Consider the following 18,596-nt stretch of genomic DNA (forward strand, 5'->3'; position numbering starts at 1 on the left):
CAGAACTCATCTGGAGATCTCAAATGATTGGAATTGTTGGAATTGTTGTCATCTTCGTAATGGTCTTCGGCGGCTATCTCGCGGCAGGTGGCAAGATGACCATCATCATGAAATCTCTTCCCTTCGAAATGATGATGATCGGTGGTGCTGCCGTAGGAGCCTTTCTGATCAGCAATGACATGGGCGGCGTGAAACATACGATCAAAGACATGGGCAAGGTGTTCAAGGGCCCGAAATGGAAGCCCGAAGACTATCGTGACCTTCTGTGCCTTCTGTTTTCGTTGATCCGCATTGCCCGCGCCAACCCTGTTGAGGTCGAGCAGCATATTGAAGACCCCGAAAACTCCAGCTTGTTTTCCGCATACCCCAAGATCCAATCAGACAAGGAGGCCGTCGACCTGATTTGTGACACCATGCGGTCGGCGGCGATGAATTATGACGATCCGCATCAGGTTGAAGAGGTTCTGGAGAAGCGCATGGAGGCGAATTTTCATCACGCCATGCACTCAAGCCATGCACTTCAAACAGTGGCAGACGGCCTGCCCGCGCTGGGGATCGTTGCTGCGGTTCTGGGCGTGATCAAGACGATGGGATCAATCGATCAGCCGCCCGAAGTGCTGGGGAAGCTGATTGGGGGTGCCCTTGTGGGCACGTTCCTGGGCGTTTTTCTGGCCTATGGTCTGGTCGGCCCCTTCGCAGGCAAACTGAAAGCCGTGGTTGAAGAAGACAACCACTTTTATCAGCTGATCAAAGAAGTATTGGTGGCCAACCTGCACAACCACAATGCTGCCATGTGCATTGAGGTCGGACGCCAGAACACCCCAACCCATAACCGCCCTGGCTTTTCCGAGCTGGAAGACGCATTGAAAGAGCTCAAGCAGGCTGCAGCATGAAGCGCATCGGGTTTCTGATTGCGGTTTTGGTCACGGCTGCATCTGCCGTGACCGCACAGGGCGTGGTGGTGCGATCCGGTGAGCATGACGGATTCACACGTCTGGTTTTCGACGTGCCACCGGATACCCGCTGGGTGCTGGCGCAACGGAAGAACGGCGCCAGCCTTACAATTGCCCTGGACGACGTGACATTCAAGACCAGCTCGGTTTTTAGGCGTTTGACCACGAACCGACTGGCCTCATTGTCGCAGGAAAACCCCGGCAGCGCGTTGGAGCTGGAGTTCGGGTGCGACTGCGTGGCGTCGGCGTTTCTGTACAAAAACTCGATGATCGTATTGGACATCGCACCAGGGGAATTGTTGCCGCCGCTTCTTGAGAATGTACCGCCACCCTTGATCGGAAAAACGGCCAAAGGCAAACCGCCCTCGGTGGAGACAGGGTTGCACCTGCCGCTTCTCACCATGACTGAGCAGGGGATAAAAGACCAGCTGTCCACTCGTCTTCTGCAAGGGACCGATCGCAAGCTGCTGGACTTGAAGCTTGCTCCTGTCGGGCCACGCAACACCGCCCCGTCCGGTACACGCGTTGTGCCGCCCCAATTGAGTTCGAACCTACGTCTGACCACGGTTCTGGACGATTTGCAGAATGTTTTGAACGCAGAACTGCAACCAATTGACCAAAGACCGGCCTGCATCTCGACTGCTGAGCTGAATTTTGCGTCCTGGTCAGGGAACACGCCTTTTCCGGATCAGGTGTCAGCTCTCCGCTCTGGGCTGTACAAAGAGTTTGACAAACTTGACGGCGAAAAGGTCATGACCCTGGCCAGACTCTACGCCTCTTTCAGTTTCGGAGCCGAAGCGTTGAGTGTCTTGAGGCTGTTGGAGACGCCGCCAGCGGGCTTCGAACCCGTTGCGGCAATTGCGCGGGTTGTAGATAACCGGCCGCCGCTGCCCAGGAATCCATTCAACGACCTGCAACGATGTGACAGCGATGCCGCGCTTTGGGCTGTGTTGTCCGAAGGGGAACTGGCACCTGACGCAAACGTGGAAGCAATCGAACACGCGTATTCAAGACTGCCGGATCATCTTCGCCGCCAGCTGGGGCCGCGGTTATCAGGAATACTGGTGAGAGCACAACACCTGGAGGCTGCCCGCAGAATCCTTCGCTCGGTTGACCGGATTGAACCGGAAACGACATCCAGTGTCGCTCAGGCCAAAGCCAGCGTTGCCAAGGCGGAAGGAAACAGTGACCGTGAAGAAGAGTTGTTGACCGAGGTTATAACCTCTACCGACGCCGCCGCTGAATCTCCGCTGGCTTTGGCGCGCTTGGTGGAAAAACGTTGGTCTGAACGCAAAGCTGTTTCTTCTCAGGAGCTTGATCTGGCGGCATCTTATGCGGTCGAGCTCAGGCGATCGGAGCTGGGCCCGATGATGAACCGCACCTATGCGATCGCTCTGAGCCTGAGCCAGGAATTCGACCGTGCATTTGACGTGATCAAAGCGCAACCACCCGGACCCGGTAGTGACGGCGCGATCAATCGGCATCTGCAATTGCTTGCTGAAAGATCGGATGACGCAACCTTTCTACGCCAGACGATGGAGGTAATGCAGCCGGACATGACGGTGGTGCTGACAACCGATACTGCAATTGCATTGGCAAGCCGCCTTGCTGATCTGGGCTTTGCTGAGCATACATTTGCGCTGGCGAACAGACCGGAAGATCAGTCGCGGCGCTCGGATCGGGCTCGGTTGCGGGCTCGGGCCGCTTTGCTGTCGGGGCGCCCTCATCAAGCCTTGTTAGAGCTGGCTGATGACAATTCCGAAGAGGCGATCGCCTTGCGCGCGCAGGCGATGGTTTCAACAGAAGAATTTGCAGCCGCCGCCGATATGCTCCGAGATCTCGAACAAATCGAAGCGGCAAACCGGTATTTCTGGCTGGCCGGGATGTCGGATGAAAGGTTGGAACCTGCGGACGGGAAATACGCGGCATTGAACCAAACGACCCAAGCCTTGTCTGACCTGCCGGAACGGTTGGCGGAAAAACCGCTAGCGGTTGCGGAAAACCTGTTGAAGGACAGCCAGTCGGCCCGCCAGCGGATCGATGAGATGTTGAACGCAGTTGGGGTAAAATGACGTATATCGCGACTGTTCCGGCCGCACCCGGCAAAGTGAACGCTGGTCCCTAAACCGGTATACCCTGCGATGCGTTTCAACCGGTGGCAGCGTTGGGAGCCCGGCGCCGTTGCTTCAAAGCGGGGCCAATCAGAACGCCCGATCAGGCGGGGATGCAAACATGGCTCCAACTTCTTTCAAGGATGTTGTGTTCCAGACATGACACAGAAGAACAGGCCGCCGAATTTCAGGCCACGTTCCTCAACCAAAAAGGTCACGACGGCTGACCGCCCGTAAAGCAACCGGTGCCGTGGCATTTGCGGCATAAGCGTGAAAACGAGACGCCACATCCGAAATACGGCGGTAAAAGTTCCTCGCCTTCAATGAGTTCCGTGGTCAGAGAAATCGCGGACGTGTCTCCTCATCAAACCTGGTCAACCGGCTTGGGATGGCAACGTCTTTGGACACAAATTCTGCAAGCCCGCCTTTTCCGACACGCTGACAGGCATCGGTATTGCCAGTACAGTATTGCCCGCCACTGGCTGGCGTTTCCTCAGCTCCCGGTGCCGGGCACCGGGAGCTGAGGCGTCAAAAACAGCGGACAACCGTCCTGGATTCAGTACGGGGCTTCAACATCATTCATCGAGACATAGACGGTTTTCATTTCCGAGAAGTGATTGATCGCCAGTTTCGAGTTCTCGCGCCCGACGCCGGACATCTTCGATCCACCAAACGGCGCTTCGACCGGGGCAAGGTTGTAGGTGTTGATATAGCAAGTGCCTGCTTCGAATCCGGCCACGATTCGATGCGCCCGGGTCAGATCATTGGTGAAGACACCTGCGGCCAGACCGAACTCGGTGTCATTGGCGCGGGCCATCACCTCTTCTTCAGTCTCGAAGTCCAGCACCGACATGACGGGGCCAAAGATTTCCTCGCGCGCGATGGTCATGTTGTCCGTGACGTCAGCAAAAACCGTGGGCTGCACAAAATAGCCGTCTCTTTCGATCCGTTCACCGCCATAAACCAATCTTGCGCCTTCGGCTTTGCCCTTTTCGATATAGCCCAGGGCGATGTTCATCTGGTTCTCGCTGACCATCGGGCCAAAGCTGACGTTCTCGTCCATTGGATCGCCGATTTTCGCGTGATCCAGACGTTCTGACAGACGTTTCAGGAAGGCCTCTTTGATACCTTTCTGAACGAAGACGCGGGTGCCATTGGAACAAACCTGGCCCGAAGAGTAGAAGTTGCCCAGGATCGCACCTGAAACAGCGTTTTCGATGTCGGCATCGTCAAAGACGATCATCGGGGATTTGCCGCCAAGTTCCATGGTCACATGCTTCATGCCGTCCGCCGCAGCAGCATAGACCTTGCGGCCTGTCGGCACAGAACCTGTCAAAGAGACCTTTGCCACGCGCGGATCGGTGACCAGCGAAGCACCGACATCGCCGTAACCCTGGATCACGTTGTAGACACCCTTGGGCGCGCCGGCCTCGACAAGAATTTCGGCCACTTTCAATGCCGAAAGGGGCGTGGTTTCCGAAGGTTTGAATACCATCGTGTTGCCGCAGGCCAGTGCAGGTGCACCTTTCCAGCAGGCGATCTGCGTGGGGTAATTCCAGGCGCCGATCCCGACGCAAACACCCAGCGCCTCGCGGATGGTATAAACAAAATCCCCCCCGCCCAGCGGAATATGCTCGCCAGTCAGAGAGGCGGCCAATCCACCAAAATACTCCAGCGCATCGGCCCCCGAGGTGGCATCGGCCACTGTGGTTTCCTGAATCGGCTTGCCGGTATCATGGGTTTCCAGAACGGACAGGTCGTAATTGCGTTCGCGCATAATATCAGAGGCGCGGCGCAGGATGCGGCCACGTTCCGTCCCGGACAGGGCCGCCCATGCTGCCTGAGCGTTTTTTGCGCTGTTTAGAGCCTGTTCCACGATCGCCGGCGTCGCCGAATGCAAACGTGCAATCACTTCGCCTGTAGCGGGATAGATCACTTCGATGGCCGCGCCGTTTGTATCTTCGACATATTCGCCATCAATGAAATGGCTGGCCCGGGGCTGAAACTTCATACCGTGTCCTTTTCTTTCGCACCCGTCAGGACGGGACAAATGGTCAGTCGAAAATCGGCCTATCGGTTATTGATTGGCCAGTCAATAAAATCATCGAAGGGGTGGCTTCACGCCTGCCAAACCCTGCAAACCTTGAAATTTTTGGTTAATGTTCTATTTATGTTCCACATAGTCAGAGGACAAACCGATGACCCAGCAAACACGCCCCACAGCCCTGAACGGGCCGAACAACGACTATCACTTGCTTCCGGTCACCGATCGGCAGATGCGGTATGCACGAGCGATTGCCGAGAAGTCAGCCCTTGAGATTCCGGTTGAGGCACAGCGTGACCGGCGGTTTTTATCTGACTGGATTTCAGCCCACAAACCACGCGGGACCTCGCAGTTCGACAATTACCCGACGGGAAAACAAGTCGCGTTTGCCGAGCGGATTTCACGCAGCAAGCGTCGCCCGATCCCATCCGAGTGTTTCCGCGACAAGAAAATGATGTCGCGCTGGATCGATCACAACAAGTAGCCCCGAATCAGGGTCTATCCGGATTGTGGTTGCGGGCATAAAGCGAAACTGCTGCGGCAACAAACATACCCAGTAGGATATAGCCTGTTACGGCCTCGGACACGGCGAGCCCACGGCACATACCGGTCGGGGACATGTCGCCATATCCGACTGTGGTAAAGGTAACATAGGAAAAATACAGGATATCCCCCGGACCCTGCGCACCAATGACACAGTGGTCGTTATACCCAAAGGCCCCGTAAACTGCGGCGAACAGGAATGGAACAACCTGTATGAACGAAACACCCATCAGAAACAAAAGCCTGCGGGGCGATTTCACCTGTGTCATGTAATACCAGGACTGTGACACCAGCCAGATCAACAACCCGATCGAGGCGACTGTGCCAATCGTATCGCCTGCAGCCGCCTCGCTCAGGCGGGACAGGCCATACCAGGCCAGGAAGCTAGCAAGGACCAGCCCCAGTGCCGCAATCAGCGTCGATTTCCATTCGTCCAATGTCGTGGGTTTGCGGTGCATGAACGCCCCTTCAATCCGGTCTTCGGGCAATCATCCGACCTAAAGGCATCGCCCGCAACCCGAATTCATTCCTGCCGCAGATGCGCCTCACCCCGTTCCCGCGCCAGCAGGATCTGCTTTTGCCGCTCGCGAAAGCGCATTTTGTCAGCATCGGACGTCTCATCGATGCATTGATGGCATGAAACGCCGTGCTCGTATTCCGGGCGCTTCATATCCTCGGGCAGGATAGGACGCCGGCAGCCATGACAAAGCTTGTGCGGCCCTTCAACAAGCCCGTGGCCAACCGAAACGCGATTGTCGAATACAAAGCATTCACCCTGCCAGGAACTGTCTTCGGCTGGGATTTCCTCCAGATACCGCAGGATACCGCCTTTGAGGTGATAGACATCCTCGACCCCCTGCCCCAACAAGTAGTTGGTGGATTTCTCGCAACGGATGCCGCCCGTGCAGAACATGGCGACCCGCTTGTTGTGAAAGCGGTCCTTGTTCTGTTCCCACCATTCCGGGAAATCGCGGAAACTGGCTGTTTCAGGGTCTATAGCGCCTTCAAACGTCCCGATTGCCACTTCGTAATCGTTTCGCGTGTCGATCAGCACCACATCGTCAGAACGGATCAGGTCATTCCACTCCTGCGGGTCGACATAGTTGCCGACACGGGCGCGCGGGTCCACGTCGGGCTGGCCCATGGTCACGATCTCTTTCTTCAGCCGCACCTTCATCTTGCCGAAAGGCGGGTGGTCCGAGGTCGCTTCTTTCCACTCCATATCAGCGCAACCGGGCAAGGATCGGACATGTGACAGCACAGCGTCGATTCCGGCCCGCGGACCAGCGATCGTGCCGTTGATCCCTTCCTGGGCAAGCAGCAGCGTACCTGTGACAGACTGCGCGCGGCACAGGTCCAGCAAGGGGTCGCGCAACGCGGCCGGGTCCGCGAAACGTGTAAAGTGATAGAGGGCAGCGATTGTGTACATACGCGCGATCTACCTTTGCAGACCCAGAGTCGCAAGGGATTGCATTGACGCCCCGCGCGCCGCCGCCTACCGATAGAGCGGTAAAAGGAGGCCGCCATGACCCATGCCCTGCTCGTGATCGATGTCCAGAACGACTTCTGCCCAGCCGGGGCACTGGCCGTGGCAGAAGGGGACGAGATCGTCGCACCGATAAACGCCATGATGGATGAATTCGATGCCGTGATCCTGACTCAGGACTGGCATCCGACGGGACATTCTTCGTTTGCCAGTTCCCACGATGGCAAAAACCCGTTCGACCTGATCGACATGCCCTATGGCCCACAGGTTCTGTGGCCCGACCACTGCGTGCAGGGCACGCGCGGCGCCGGTTTTCATCCCGACTTGCGCACGGATGGCGACCTGATCCTTCGCAAAGGATTCCGCAGTACCATCGACAGCTATTCCGCATTCTTCGAGAATGACCACCAGACACCGACAGGCCTGAAAGGCTATTTGGATACACGCGGTATCGACCGTTTGACCCTTGTGGGATTGGCCACCGATTACTGCGTGCGTTATTCCGCGGTAGATGCCGCCAGGTTGGGTTTCGATGTCACGGTCCGCATGGGCGCGTGCCGCGCGATTGATATGGACGGTTCGCTGGCAGCCGCCGAGCAGGCGATGCGAGATGCCGGAGTCGTATTGACCTAAGGTGTGGCCCCTGCGGCGGCCAGAAGCTTGATCATCACGAACAGAACAACCGCCAGACCCAGCGCAAACCCAATGCGCCCTGGTATCGTGCGACGTTCCGGGTTGGTCCGGTCTGACGGAGGTGACGGAACGCGCATCGGCCGGCTGCGCACGATCCCAGCCATGGGTTGCGCGGTTCGCACATAATGCAGGAAATCCCAAAGGTTGAAATCGCCGCAATATTCACCCTGAATTCCACGCGTCCTGATGTTGTCAAACAGCGACCGCAGAATTCGCACCCGATCCGCATGATCCTCGGCCGGAAATACACCCGGCACGATGCCACTGTTGCGCGACTCGAGGCTGAACCCGGCATCCATGAAAATCTTGCGGATTTTCGGCGATGTTCCACGCAACGCGTCCGCGGCTCTGATATCGCGGAACACCGCACATACCTGGCGTTCCGTATCAGAGGCAGACCCCAGCTTTTCGGGGTCCAGATCTTCCAGCGCTACGTTAACAATATCAAAATCGTACTCGATACCCATTTACAAACTCAGTTTCGACTTTCCATCCCCTCTTCTCACTAACCGGTAAAAACAATGCACAATATGCCGGTATTGTGACGTCAAACTGGCATTGTCACCAAATCAGTGACTCTTGCCATTTCCAGAGTCGATTGATCTAACTACGGAAATCGCAGGAGTTCCCCATGGTCGACATCGCGACCCGCGTCTACAATCACAAATGGAAGATTGACCCAATTGTACGGTCTTTGATCGATACTGATTTCTACAAACTGCTGATGTGCCAGTCAGTGTTTCGAAACAAGCCCCAAACAGATGTCGTATTTTCGTTGATCAACCGGTCGAATCACGTTCCCCTGGCGCGTTTGATCGATGAAGGCGAGCTGCGGGAACAGCTGGATCACATCCGCTCTCTCAGCCTCAGCCGTGGGGAAAGCACCTGGCTGCGCGGCAATATGTTCTACGGAAAACGGCAGATGTTCCGCTCGGACTTCATGGAGTGGTTCGAGAATTTGCGCCTGCCGCCCTATCATCTTGAACGCAAAGGCGACCAATATGAACTGACCTTTGAAGGCAAGTGGCACGAGGTCATGCTGTGGGAAATCCCCGCGCTGGCGGTGTTGATGGAATTGCGCTCGCGCGCTGTGCTGAACGATATGCGCCGGTTCGAATTGCAGGTGCTGTACGCCCGCGCGATGACCCGGGTTTGGGAAAAGATCGAAAAGCTGAGCGCGATCAACGGGCTTGGGATCGCGGATTTCGGCACCAGACGACGGCATTCCTTTCTGTGGCAGGATTGGTGCGTGCAGGCGATGATCGAAGGGCTGGGCGCATCCTTTACCGGAACTTCGAACTGCCTGATCGCCATGCGACGCGAGGTCGAGGCCATCGGCACCAATGCGCACGAACTGCCCATGGTCTATTCAGCGCTGGCCGATACGGATGAAGCGTTGGCGCAGGCCCCTTATGACGTGCTCAGCGACTGGCATGACGAGCATGACGGCAACCTGCGCATTATCCTGCCCGACACCTATGGCACCAAGGGGTTTCTGGACAATGCTCCTGACTGGTTGGCGGGATGGACCGGTATTCGCATCGACAGCGGCGACCCGGCAGCGGCGGCCGAGGTTGCCATAGACTGGTGGAAAGCGCGCGGCGAAGACCCGACAGGGAAACGGATCATTTTCTCTGACGGTCTGGATGTCGAGAAAATCCAGGAATTGCATGCCCAGTTCGCGGGCCGCGCCAATATTTCCTTCGGCTGGGGAACCTTGCTGACCAACGATTTTCGCGGGCTTGTTCCCAATGACGCGCTGTCGCCGTTCTCATTGGTCTGCAAAGCGGTATCCGCCAATGGCCGCCCGACGGTGAAACTGTCGGACAACCCGGAAAAGGCGATGGGTCCGAAAGACCAGATCGAACGCTACAAGCGGGTGTTTGGTGTCGGTGCGCAAAAGGCGATCGAGGTGATCGTCTGAACCACGGCGGCGCATTCAACATTTATCGGCAACTCACCTGATGCTAGTTTGGAAAGCATTCCAATTGAGCATTGAGGTTGAGATACAATGATCTTTGAACCAAAGAAATTCTACGATACCGGCGGATCCTGGGATGAGCTTTCACTTTTTTCCTACGCCGCATACCTGATATCCCGCGCCCAGTTTCTGCAAGCCGAAGGCGATGACAGAGACCTTTTCCTGTTGGGCCGCGATTGGGAAGAAATCGACGATGCCGTTCTGTCCAAACAGCTTGTCATGCTCGGATTCCAGCCAATTGACAACCGCCAGACATCCGCCCACGAATACATGCGTTTCTTTGATGGCCCCGGCGACCTGAGGCCCTTCGACCTGTTTTCTTTGCCGGAGCCTGAGGGGTATTACCAACGTTTGTTCGAGGCGATCATAGCAGCAGAAGAACAGCCGAACGTCGAATACATCGACGCTGCTTTGAAGCTTGGACTTGCGGCCCCTGATTCAATTGTCGCTCTTGCCGCACTGAGTTCGTGCCTCAAACTGTATTCGCCAGAATCCTTTCCGCCACGTCTTTGGCTTGGTGTGTTTTCGGCACGTTGGACGCAATTGGATCCGCTCTCGCAAGATTTGCTTACTGTGTTGTCGTCCGCTCTGATTTCAGACCCGCCCGCTTCACAGGTTCCACCGGCGCCCGCACAACAATTAGCCGGTGTCCCGGGGTTGCTTCTTGTTCATGGCACTCACTTCGAAGTCAATCCTGACCCCACATGGTACTATCCCCATGTCGGAGATTTGCACAATTACATCAAGCCGCATCGCAACGACATCTATTCAGGGCAGAACTACTATGAATGGGAGGGCCGGTGGTCCGACCGCGGCCGACATATTGCTGCCAAACACTTGAAAAACTGGATAGACCTTGAGGCTTATCACGGCTGCGATGTGGTTGCCCACAGCCACGGCTGCAATGTCGTCATGAAAGCCGCCGAGATGGGGGCGCATTTCAACAAGGTCGTTTTCTTGAGCTGCCCGGTACACTGGCACAAGTACAACCTGAATTCTGGCCGGATCAATGTGCCGTATTCAGTTCGGGTCTGGTTTGACTTCGTGATCCTGGCAGACGGCGGCAGACAAAAGTTCCCCGCCAGTGCCAACGTTTCCGACGAGGTGGTCGGAGGTTGGTTCAGTGGGCATTCTGCCACGCGGACATCACAGATTTGGGGCAATCATACATTGGAAGCAAAGCTGATCTGAATTGCCTGGGTAAAAGCTATCCGTGAAACGCGGCAACTGTCTTTAACTGTGAAAAGCCGTACAAAGCTTCGAACCCTTTTTCGCGGCCATGGCCGGATTTTCCCACACCGCCAAACGGCAGTTCAACACCACCGCCTGCACCGTAGTTGTTGATGAAAACCTGACCGGAGTGCAGCGCTTTCGCCAACCGCATCTGCCGCGCGCCATCCCGCGTCCAGACGCTGGCGACCAGGCCGTAATCCGTACTATTCGCTATATGCAGAGCCTGTTCTTCGGTGTCGAACGGGATCAGAACCTGAACCGGGCCGAAAATTTCGTCCTGTGCCAACTGATGATCTGGCGGCACGTCCGCGAACAAAGTGGGCCGGACATAGGCTCCGGCCTCTGGCGCGTCTTCGACAATCTGTCCCTGCGCAGCGATCGTCAGGTCCGTGGCGGTTTTCAGAAAGCCCCTGACAATCTGTCTCTGCCGGTCCGAGATCAACGGCCCAACCCGCAGATCCTGCATCGCCGGGCCGACGGTCAGTTCTTCATAGGCCTGGGACATGCGCGATCTGACCTGCTCATAAACGCCCCGCTGCACCAGGATCCGGGACGAGGCCGAACAGGTCTGGCCCGCATTTTGGATCCCCGCATTCACCAGAAACGGCAGCGCCGCATCCAGATCGGCATCGTCAAAAACCAATTGCGGGGATTTCCCGCCCAGTTCCAGCGTCACGGGCACCACGTTGCGTCCCGCCGCCTGCTGCACAAGGGCCCCTGTGGCAACAGAACCAGTGAACGAGATGTGGTTTACACCCGAATGTCCGGACAGCGCCGCACCCGCCTCGGCCCCCAGACCGGGCACGACATTCAAAGCACCGGCCGGCAGCCCGGCCTGTTGCGCAAGATGGGCAAAGGCCAACGCGGTCAAACAGGCCTCTTCCGCAGGTTTCAGAACACAGGCGTTGCCCATGGCCAACGCCGCCCCGACCGAACGCCCGATAATCTGCATCGGATAGTTCCAGGGCACGATATGGCCCGTCACCCCATGCGGTTCGCGCAGGGTATAGACGGTGTAGCCATCGAGATAGGGAATGGTCTCACCCATCACCTTGTCGGCCGCGCCGCCGTAGAACTCGCAATAGCGCGCCAGGGCGACCGCGTCTGCCCGGGCCTGCGTCAGCGGTTTGCCGACATCCTTCGCCTCAAGCCGCGCCAGATCGTCCACCCGTTCCAGCACCAGCTGGCCCAGCCGGGTCAGGATGCGGCCGCGTTCCAACGCCGTCTTTCGCCCCCAATCACCATTCAACGCAGACCGGGCGGCTTGTACCGCCGCTTCGATATCCGCCTCGGACCCTCGGGCGATCCGGCAGATCTCGGTCCCGTCCGAAGGGTTGATCAAGGGCAGGCTGTCGCCCGCGGCCGCCCGGATCCAGCGCCCGCCGATCAGGCACAAGGTGGGATCAAACCAAATCTTCTGGGTCATTTTGGGCCTCCAATCAGGCTCTAACAAGAAACTCTACGCCGTCAGCGGCCTTATCTCGGGCAACCGGGGCGCGGCGGCAATCAGGGTTTGCGTATAGGGATGTTGCGGGTTTTCGAACACCTGCTTGGTCTGACCCTGTTCGACGATCCGCCCGGACTGCATCACAAGCACACGGTCGGTGATCGTGCGGACAACGCTCAGGTCATGGCTGATGAACAGATAGGTCAGGTCATAGGCGTCGCACAGTTCAGCGAGCAGATCGAGGATCTGAGCACGGACCGAAACGTCAAGCGCCGAAACCGCCTCGTCGAACAGGATCAGATCGGGCCGGATGATCAGGGCGCGTGCAATGGCGATCCGTTGTCGTTGCCCGCCCGAGAATTCGTGGATGTATTTGCCCGCATCATCAGGGCCGAGGCCCACTGCCGTCAGAATTTCCGAAATCCGGTCCTGGCGTTCTGATCCGGTGGGCGGGGTGTCCAGCAGGTGGAAAGGCTCGGTGATCAGGCGCGCGACGCGGTGGCGGGGATTGAAGCTGCCATATGGGTCCTGAAACACGACCTGCATCCTCCGGCGTACGGCAAGGTTGGGTTTGTGACCGGTGAATACCGGCTGACCACCCAACCGGATTTGACCGGATTGAACCTCCTCCAATCCCAAAATTGCCCGTGTCAGGGTCGATTTTCCACATCCGGATTCCCCGACCAGCCCCAACCGCTCGCCTCGGTTGAGGCAGAAGCTGACACCATCCACTGCCCGGTGATGCCGCGGCGCGTCCAACAGGCCCTTTCGGGGCAATCGGTAGTCCCGAACAACCTGGGTTACCTCCAGCAACGTTTGCGGTTGCGCGGGTTCCGGCAAAGTGACCTGATGGCCAGACGCCTCGAACAGCATTCGGGTATAAGGGTGTTGCATGTGACTCAGCAGGTGCTGTGTGGCCCCGCTTTCAACCACTTCTCCGTGGCGCATGACGATGATCTGGTCGGCCATATCAGAGACAACGGCCAGATCATGGGTGATCATCAGCAGCCCCATGTCGTATTCGCGCACCAGCCCCTTGAGAAGGTCGAGAATCTGCGCCTGTGTCGTGACGTCCAGCGCTGTCGTCGGCTCGTCCGCGATCAACAGCCTGGGGCGCAGAGCGATGGCCATGGCAATGACCACGCGTTGCCGTTGCCCGCCGGACAGTTCGTGCGGATAGCGGGAAAGGGGGAACCGATCAGGTGGCAGGCCAACGCGGGTCAGCACCTCTTTGGCGCGGGTCCGGGCCTGAGCAGGAGGCATCGCCTTGTGGATCAGGATCGTCTCCATCACCTGATCGCCGACGGTTCTTACCGGATTGAGCGCTGTCATCGGTTCCTGAAATACGATCCCCACGGACGCGCCGCGCAAGGCGCACAAATCGGGCTCTGACCGTGTCAACAGATCCTGACCGTCCAGCCAGATCGCACCTTCCGTGCTGGCCCCATGCGGCAGCAGTTGCATCACCGCCAATGCGGTCATCGATTTGCCCGAGCCGCTTTCACCCGTCACCGCCACGATCTGGCCGGGGTCGATCGACAAGTTGACCTGCTTCAGGATTGGCATCCCGTGGATCGTCAGCGACAGGTTTTCAATCTGCAACAAACTCATGCCCGCGCCACCCTGATCCGGGGATCCAGCCAGTCCCGCATTCCGTCGCCCAACAGGTTCAGACCCAGCACCGTGACGATGATCGACAGACCCGGAATCAGAGCCAAATGCGGGGCAAAACTGACCATCGTCTGTGCGTCTGCCAGCATCCGGCCCCAGCTGGGCGTCGGAGGTTGAGCGCCCAGACCGACATATGACAGGCCCGCTTCGGCCAGAATGCCAAGGCTGAACTGGATGGTCCCCTGCACGATCAGCAGATTGGCCACGTTGGGCAGAATATGCTCAGCTGATATCCGCGCGGCCCCTTTGCCCGACACACGGGCGGCGAGGATGAACTCTCTCTCCCAAAGCGACAAAGCAGCCCCGCGGGTGATACGGGCAAAGACGGGGATGTTGAAAATACCGATCGCAACAATGGCGTTGATCGCTCCGGCGCCATAGACGGCCGTGATCAGGATGGCGATCACCAGCGAAGGGAAAGCGAAGACCAGATCGTTGCCACGCATGATGACCTCATCCAGCCATGAGCCTTTGCGCGCGGCCGCTGCCAGGCCAAGAGGAACGCCGATTGCCATGCCAATGCCGACGGCCACCAACGCCACCGCAATCGACGTACGCGCACCGACCATGATCATCGAGAACATGTCGCGGCCGAAATGATCGGTTCCAAACCAATGCTGCCCGTTTGGTGGCTGCAATTTATTGGGAATGTCCAGCGCGGCATGGTCGTAAGGGGTCCAGATGAACGAGACCAACGCGGCCAGAACCACCAGCGACGATAACAAGGCCCCAAGGATCAGGTTCCGGTTCATGTCCTGCTCCTCAGTCGTGGGTCCACGGCCGCATAAGCAAGATCGACAAGGAAATTGACCGTTATCACAGCAAAGACCAGCAGCATCACGACCGACTCCACGACGATGAGGTCTCGGGCAGAAATGGCCTGAAACACCAGCCGCCCGAGGCCCGGCAGATAGAACACCTGTTCGATGATGATCGACCCCGCCAGCAGAAAGGAAAACTGCAAGCCGATGATGGTCAGCACCGGAATCAGCGCATTTCGCACCCCATGCCGCCAAAGGGCCAGACGACGGGACAGGCCCTTGGCCCGAGCCGTGCGCATGAAATCCTCACCCAGAATGTCCAGCAAGGCCGACCGCATGACCCGCGCCAGAATCGCCGCCTGTGGCAAGGCAAGAGCCACGGCAGGCAGGGTCAGGGAATGCAGGCCGGCCCAGAGCCCGCCGTTCCAACCGACAAACCCGCCTGCATTGAACCAGCGCAGATTGATGGCGAAGATCAGCACAAGCATCATCGCGAACCAGAAGTTCGGGACTGCGATGCCAAGCTGCGTCGCCCCCATCACTGCAAGGTCCCCCGGTTTGCCCCGACGCGCAGCGGCATAGATTCCGGCGGGAAAGGCGATCAATGTGGACAGCGTCAGCGCGTAAAGCGCCAGGGGTAACGACACCCACAGCCGGTCAGCGATCATCTGCGACACTGGTGTGCGATAGGTGTATGACGTGCCGAAATCGCCCACCAGCATGCCGCCAACCCAGTGGAAATAGCGCTGTATCTTTGACCCATCCAGGCCCAGCTCGGCCCGCAGCGCCGCCAGCGTGTCCTCCTGCGCATTGACGCCCAGCATGAACGATGCCGGATCACCTGGGGCAACCTCGATCACGGCGAAGATGACCACCGAGGCGACGGCCAGGCTGACAAGCAAGGAAATCAGTCGTTTGAGGACGTAGCGGAGCATTGGCACCACGTTAGAGTCACATCAGGCACGGGTCCAGCGTCTAAGGCACCAGAAGGAAAGCGGAAACCGCATAGGCAACGATCGCGGCATAGCCCAGTGGATAGATCCACTTGATCGCATAATTGTCCAGGGTGCGCGCCGCCCCCTCCTTGCCGGACACTTTCAATCGTCGCAGCGCGACGTTGAACACGATCAGCGCCCCGGTCATCAGGAACATGCACTGAAGGACAAAATCCAGAAAAGTCAGATAACCCAGCTTGGGCAGATCTGCGGATATTGCCCAGTTGAACGCGACAAAGACCAGCAAGTTGCCGCCCGCAATCTCGATCCTCCGGCGGTATTCATCCAGAAAAAACAGCGCCCAGCCGACCGAGATCAAGACAAGCATCGGCAGGAAAACCCGAATGACGTAATAGGTCAGATGTCGATTGCCCTCAAAAACAAGCGCGACCTGATCGCTTTCTTTCCCGGATAGACCCAAGACCCTGGATGTTTCCAACCGTGCATTGTTCAGAATCCATTCTTCTTCGCCCAGCTGATCTCCGAGGCCCGAGAATTCGTTCAACGGATGGTAAGTGACGTATTCAGAGGGAAAGACCGAAACCACCTCGAAATGAAACTCCTGCGTGTCGAACGGGTATTTTCGGAAATCGAAATGAGGCGCCTGGAGTGTAAGAGACGATTTTTCGACATACAGCACCCGCCCGTCGTAACGCAGGGATGCGGCGGATTCGTGGATCCACTTGTTGGACTGCTGATTGTGAATGACAAAAGCCGGCAGAACGGACCCGATACTTGCCGCATAATTGGCAAGGTCGGGTGGGTTGAAGACCCTGATATCCCTCCCCAGTTCCTCAGGATCAAATGCCAGCGCGGGATCGGTCCATTCCACCCGCAAGACAACAACCGCGCCATAGTTTTCGGCCTTTTGATCAACACCGGTGATCTGGTCGATGCGAATTCCGATCCCAACATTCAACGGATTCTCGGGCGTTCCGGGCAGGGCATCCATCCGACCCCCCAACACATTCTGCGCCGTGGCCGCGATCGAAGAACCGAACACCAGGAAGAAACCTAAAACCAAGACGGGAATGGCACGGAGCAAGAACATACGTGAGAACACCCTGACACAAAGGAAGGCCCGGGCCGCCCGGCGCGGCCCAGGGCTGTAACATTACTCGGACCAGCTGATCTGAGTCAGATCGATTGCGGCGGTGGGCGCGTTCTCCCAAAGGCCCTGAACGCCGACTTTCGCAACGCCCAGTTTGGCCAACTGGAACAGGTAGCCATTGACATAGTCGCTTGCGATCAGGCGCTGCGCCTCACCCAGCAAACGGGTGCGTTCTTCGGGGTCGGTGGTGGTGTTCAGAGTGTCCATCAGCGCCTGAAAATCCGTGCTGTCATACTGAAAGTAATAATCAGGCCGCGCATAAATGCCGATATCCATAGGCTCGGTATGGCTGACGATGGTCAGACCGAATTCCTTGCCCTTGAACACGGATTCCAGCCATTGGGCCCATTCCACATTGATGATCTCGGCCGTGATGCCGACCTCGGCCAGCTGCGCCGCTATGATTTCGCCCCCACGACGGGCATAAGACGGCGGCGGCAAATGCAATGTGGTCTCAAACCCATTTTCGAATCCGGCCTCTGCCAGCAACTCTCTGGCTTTTTCGGGGTCGTAAGCGGATTGCGCGGTCAGATCGACGTAGGCCGGATTGTGCGGCGCAAAGTGGGTTCCGATCGGCGTGCCATAGCCAAACATTGCGCCGTCGATGATCGCCTGCCGGTCAACGGCATGGGCCAATGCCTGACGAACAAGGATATCATCAAACGGAGGCTGCTTGTTGTTGGTGGACAGGATCGTCTCACCTTCGGTCGACCCCACCAGGACCTGAAAGCGCGGATCGGCCTCGAACTGGGGCAGGTTTTCCGGCGCCGGGAAGTTGTCAAACACGTCGACATCCTCGGCCATCATGGCGGCAAAAGCGGCGGTCGGGTCCGAGATGAACTTGAACGTCGCAGTCTCTAATGTGGGCTGTTCGCCCCAGTAATCGGAATTTCGGTTCAGCGTGATACTGTCGCCCTGCACCCAGTTTCCAAAGGTATAGGCACCGGTACCAACCGGGTTGGTCTTGATGTTGCCTATGCTTTCCGGCGCGACGATGACGGCATCCCCCCAGGCCAGGTTGAACAGGAAATTTCCGTTCGGCTCTGACAGGGTGACTTTCACCGTCAGCGGGTCGACGACCTCGACGGTTTCGATACCGGCAAACAGGGCCTTCTGCGCGTTGGCGCTGTCTTCCGCGGTTGCGCGGTCAAGGCTGAATTTGACATCCTCGGCGTCCATGGTGGTGCCATCATGGAAGGTCACCCCGTCATGCAGGTTAAAGGTATAGACCGTCCCGTCTTCGGAAATCTCCCAGCTTTCCGCCAATCCGGGCACGACCGAGCCGTCGCCCATGAAACGTGTCAGGCCTTCGAAGATATTGGTGTAAACCACCGAGTCGATGGCTTGCGCTGCGGCGCTTGTCGGGTCCAGATGCGGAGGCTCAAGCTGCATCGCAATGGTGATGTCCGACTTGGCCAAAGCCTGCGTGGCAAGCAGGCTGGCCCCCACGGCCAGGGTCGAAGCAAAGGTCCGGAACAGGAATTTTGTCATGTGAACTCTCCCTACTGAAACGGGTTGTGCCCTTGTTTTCAGGGCCATTTTACTGACAGTCTTCCTGTAAACCTCA

General features: G+C 57.7%; 16 protein-coding genes. 6 read left to right on the forward strand and 10 right to left on the reverse strand.

Going from position 1 to position 18,596, the window contains the following annotated elements; genetic code table 11:
- Positions 1 to 23 precede the first annotated feature (23 nt).
- Complete coding sequence (gene motA / locus GS611_RS16320) at positions 24 to 893, forward strand: flagellar motor stator protein MotA (RefSeq protein ID WP_171637362.1); 870 nt, start codon at positions 24 to 26, stop codon at positions 891 to 893.
- Positions 890 to 3,025 carry a hypothetical protein gene (locus GS611_RS16325; RefSeq protein WP_171637364.1) on the forward strand — a complete coding sequence of 712 codons (2,136 nt, stop codon included), beginning with the start codon at positions 890 to 892 and terminating at the stop codon, positions 3,023 to 3,025. The genes motA and GS611_RS16325 overlap by 4 nt, the downstream gene beginning before the upstream one ends.
- A 595-nt stretch (positions 3,026 to 3,620) precedes the next feature.
- Here GS611_RS16325 and betB read toward each other — a convergent pair.
- A complete protein-coding gene (gene betB, locus GS611_RS16330) occupies positions 3,621 to 5,075 on the reverse strand; it encodes a betaine-aldehyde dehydrogenase (protein ID WP_171637366.1) in 1,455 nt (484 codons plus the stop codon).
- A gap of 187 nt (positions 5,076 to 5,262) precedes the next feature.
- On the opposite strand from betB, the gene GS611_RS16335 reads away from it, so the two are divergent.
- A complete protein-coding gene (locus tag GS611_RS16335; RefSeq protein ID WP_171637368.1) occupies positions 5,263 to 5,592 on the forward strand; it encodes a hypothetical protein in 330 nt (109 codons plus the stop codon).
- Positions 5,593 to 5,599: 7 nt separating this feature from the next.
- On the opposite strand, the gene GS611_RS16340 is transcribed toward GS611_RS16335, so the two are convergent.
- The gene (locus GS611_RS16340) at positions 5,600 to 6,109 is read right to left on the reverse strand and encodes a potassium channel family protein (protein WP_171637370.1); all 510 of its coding nucleotides are present in this window, start codon (positions 6,107 to 6,109) and stop codon (positions 5,600 to 5,602) included.
- 65 nt (positions 6,110 to 6,174) lie between these two features.
- Complete coding sequence (locus tag GS611_RS16345; RefSeq protein ID WP_171637372.1) at positions 6,175 to 7,080, reverse strand: rhodanese-related sulfurtransferase; 906 nt, start codon at positions 7,078 to 7,080, stop codon at positions 6,175 to 6,177.
- A 96-nt stretch (positions 7,081 to 7,176) separates the two neighbouring features.
- Between GS611_RS16345 and pncA the strand changes: the two genes are divergently transcribed.
- The gene (gene pncA / locus GS611_RS16350) at positions 7,177 to 7,770 is read left to right on the forward strand and encodes a bifunctional nicotinamidase/pyrazinamidase (protein WP_171637374.1); all 594 of its coding nucleotides are present in this window, start codon (positions 7,177 to 7,179) and stop codon (positions 7,768 to 7,770) included.
- Here pncA and GS611_RS16355 read toward each other — a convergent pair.
- Complete coding sequence (locus GS611_RS16355) at positions 7,767 to 8,297, reverse strand: hypothetical protein (protein ID WP_171637376.1); 531 nt, start codon at positions 8,295 to 8,297, stop codon at positions 7,767 to 7,769. The genes pncA and GS611_RS16355 overlap by 4 nt on opposite strands.
- Positions 8,298 to 8,461: 164 nt before the next feature.
- Here GS611_RS16355 and pncB point away from each other — a divergent pair, with 164 nt between their 5' ends.
- Together pncB and GS611_RS16365 are read left to right on the forward strand one after the other, a co-directional pair.
- Positions 8,462 to 9,754 carry a nicotinate phosphoribosyltransferase gene (gene pncB / locus GS611_RS16360; RefSeq protein ID WP_171637378.1) on the forward strand — a complete coding sequence of 431 codons (1,293 nt, stop codon included), beginning with the start codon at positions 8,462 to 8,464 and terminating at the stop codon, positions 9,752 to 9,754.
- 87 nt (positions 9,755 to 9,841) lie between these two features.
- Entirely contained in the window at positions 9,842 to 11,002 is a 1,161-nt protein-coding gene (locus GS611_RS16365) for a hypothetical protein (RefSeq protein WP_171637380.1), read from the forward strand.
- 16 nt (positions 11,003 to 11,018) lie between these two features.
- On the opposite strand, the gene GS611_RS16370 is transcribed toward GS611_RS16365, so the two are convergent.
- The 6 genes from GS611_RS16370 to GS611_RS16395 form a co-directional block, all read right to left on the reverse strand.
- Complete coding sequence (locus GS611_RS16370; RefSeq protein WP_171637382.1) at positions 11,019 to 12,470, reverse strand: aldehyde dehydrogenase family protein; 1,452 nt, start codon at positions 12,468 to 12,470, stop codon at positions 11,019 to 11,021.
- A 33-nt stretch (positions 12,471 to 12,503) separates the two neighbouring features.
- Complete coding sequence (locus GS611_RS16375) at positions 12,504 to 14,102, reverse strand: ABC transporter ATP-binding protein (RefSeq protein ID WP_171637384.1); 1,599 nt, start codon at positions 14,100 to 14,102, stop codon at positions 12,504 to 12,506.
- Positions 14,099 to 14,914 carry an ABC transporter permease gene (locus GS611_RS16380; protein ID WP_171206687.1) on the reverse strand — a complete coding sequence of 272 codons (816 nt, stop codon included), beginning with the start codon at positions 14,912 to 14,914 and terminating at the stop codon, positions 14,099 to 14,101. Before GS611_RS16380 ends, GS611_RS16375 begins: the two co-directional genes overlap by 4 nt.
- Positions 14,911 to 15,858 carry an ABC transporter permease gene (locus GS611_RS16385; RefSeq protein WP_171637386.1) on the reverse strand — a complete coding sequence of 316 codons (948 nt, stop codon included), beginning with the start codon at positions 15,856 to 15,858 and terminating at the stop codon, positions 14,911 to 14,913. Before GS611_RS16385 ends, GS611_RS16380 begins: the two co-directional genes overlap by 4 nt.
- Before the next feature lie 40 nt (positions 15,859 to 15,898).
- Positions 15,899 to 16,969, reverse strand: a complete 1,071-nt coding sequence (locus GS611_RS16390; protein ID WP_171637388.1) for a hypothetical protein — start codon at positions 16,967 to 16,969, stop codon at positions 15,899 to 15,901.
- A gap of 63 nt (positions 16,970 to 17,032) precedes the next feature.
- Complete coding sequence (locus tag GS611_RS16395; protein WP_171637390.1) at positions 17,033 to 18,520, reverse strand: ABC transporter substrate-binding protein; 1,488 nt, start codon at positions 18,518 to 18,520, stop codon at positions 17,033 to 17,035.
- Between the last annotated feature and the right edge of the window lie 76 nt (positions 18,521 to 18,596).

The organism is Ruegeria sp. HKCCD6119, assembly GCF_013110585.1.
In the GTDB taxonomy this organism is placed as follows: Bacteria; Pseudomonadota; Alphaproteobacteria; order Rhodobacterales; family Rhodobacteraceae; genus Ruegeria.